This is a genomic window from Rhodoferax sp. U11-2br (genome assembly GCF_018619435.1).
Lineage (GTDB): Bacteria > Pseudomonadota > Gammaproteobacteria > Burkholderiales > Burkholderiaceae_C > Rhodoferax.
This window is the reverse complement of sequence record NZ_JAHFZF010000075.1, coordinates 1-291: the sequence shown is the minus strand read 5'-3', so window position 1 is coordinate 291 and position 291 is coordinate 1. Positions and strand designations below refer to the sequence as shown.

The 291-nt window shown below is 59.5% G+C and carries 1 protein-coding gene; it reads right to left on the bottom strand.

Translation table 11 applies throughout. The features are described 5' to 3' along the window. On the bottom strand, window positions 1–269 hold a 269-nt coding region (locus tag KKO72_RS20800; RefSeq protein WP_214943781.1), incomplete at its 3' end, for an SDR family NAD(P)-dependent oxidoreductase. Window positions 270–291: the final 22 nt, after the last annotated feature.

The window sequence follows — 291 nt, the reverse complement described above, 5'->3', positions numbered from 1 at the left end:
AAACGGTCCAACTTTGACTGCGTGCGTGACACCAAGATCAGGTTGAAGCCATGGCGCGCAAGCTCCTGCGCAAACGCTTTGCCTAGACCATCGCTGGCACCCGTGATGAGCGCCCAACTCCCTGGTCCGTAGCGCTCGGCAAGGCGCCCTCCAGAGAAATGGTGTGGCAACCACGCGTACAACCAAAGCCACCGGGCCGCCTTCGCGCCCGCCAGGGCGAGGACAGTAGCGCCAAGAATTGGAAACAGGAAAAACGCATCGAACACCATTGAAGTACCTCCAAGAAAGGGG